This is a genomic window from Stenotrophomonas pictorum JCM 9942, from assembly GCF_001310775.1.
Taxonomy (GTDB): domain Bacteria; phylum Pseudomonadota; class Gammaproteobacteria; order Xanthomonadales; family Xanthomonadaceae; genus Stenotrophomonas; species Stenotrophomonas pictorum.
Genome location: NZ_BAZI01000583.1, coordinates 1 through 1292, shown reverse-complemented (window position 1 = coordinate 1292; position 1292 = coordinate 1). Strand labels below are relative to the sequence as shown.

Here is a 1292-nt window from a genome sequence, read left to right as displayed (position 1 = left end):
CTGTTGCAGCAATCCCACCGCCCAGTCGATCGCGCCGCCCGCGTTCTGCCCGTCCACCGGCATCACCTCCGGCGCCAGCGCGTCCACAAACAACGCCACGTTGGCCGCATCGGCGGTCAGCGGCGCGACGGTGAACGGCTCGCCGGCATACACCAGCAGCGCCACCTCGCCGCCTTTGCGCTCACGCAGCAAGGTCGCCAGCTTGGCGCGTGCCTGCAGCAGGCGCGATGGCGGCAGATCGGTTGCGCCGGTGCTGCTGGAAAGATCCAGGGCGATCACCAGGGGGGTCTTCGCCTCCCACAAGGGTTGCTCCAGCTGGCGCCAGCTCGGTCCGGCCAGCGCGACAACCGCCAGCAACAGACCGGCAAGCAGCGCCAAGACGCCGCCGATTCCGCTGCCGAGCCCCTGTTGCAACAGGTGGGGCAGCAGGTGCGGATCCACCGCGCTCTGCCAGCGGCTGCGACGTCGCCGCCGGTACCAGCCGACCAGCACGGCTGCAGGCAGCAACAGCAGCGCCCACAGCCACTGCGGGCGCAGAAAATGCAGGCTGTTCCAGAGATCCAGCACACTCATAGGCGTCGCCCTGGCCATACCAGCCCCAACACTGCGAACAGCAGCGCCAGCGCCAGCGGCAACGGGTAGCGCTCGATCTTTGGGCGCACCACCGGACCGCTCGCGGCGACCGGCTCCAATCGATCCAGCTCGGCATAGATGCCGGCCAGTTCGTCGGTGTTGCGCGCACGGAAGAATCGCCCGCCGGTCTGCTCGGCGATCGTTGCCAGGGTTTGCTCATCGATCGGGTCTTCGCCGGTGGGCAACTTCATGCCGAACATGCGGATCTCGCCACTGCCCCCGAACGCGATGGTATGCACGCGGACGCCTTCGGCCTTGGCCAGCTCGGCCGCTTTGAGCGGCTCCAGCACGCCGGCGGTGTTGACGCCATCGGTCAGCAGGATCAGCACCCGCTGCCCATCGGGCTGCTCACGCAGACGCTTCACCGACAGCGCGATGGCATCGCCCAGTGCGGTCTCGCGCCCGGCCAGCCCCACCACACTGTCCCGCAGCTGCTCGCGCACGCTGGCGCGATCACTGGTCAGCGGCGTAAGCGCATAGGCGCGCTGGCCGAACACCAGCAGACCGATGCGATCGCCCTCGCGCCGCTCGAGAAAATCCGCCAGCACCGCCTTGGCGGCCGTCAGCCGTTCGACCACACGCCCGCCCAGCTGCATATCCGGTTCGCTCATGCTGCCGGACAGGTCCACCGCCAGCATCATCTGCCGCGCCTGGCGCGG

2 protein-coding genes are annotated in these 1292 nt (G+C 69.0%); both read right to left on the bottom strand.

Annotated elements, in window-relative coordinates:
- On the bottom strand, positions 1-573 hold a 573-nt coding region (locus JCM9942_RS16240; RefSeq protein WP_157723009.1), incomplete at its 3' end, for a VWA domain-containing protein.
- On the bottom strand, positions 570-1292 hold a 723-nt coding region (locus JCM9942_RS16235; RefSeq protein ID WP_054660892.1), incomplete at its 5' end, for a vWA domain-containing protein. The genes JCM9942_RS16240 and JCM9942_RS16235, both read right to left, overlap by 4 nt.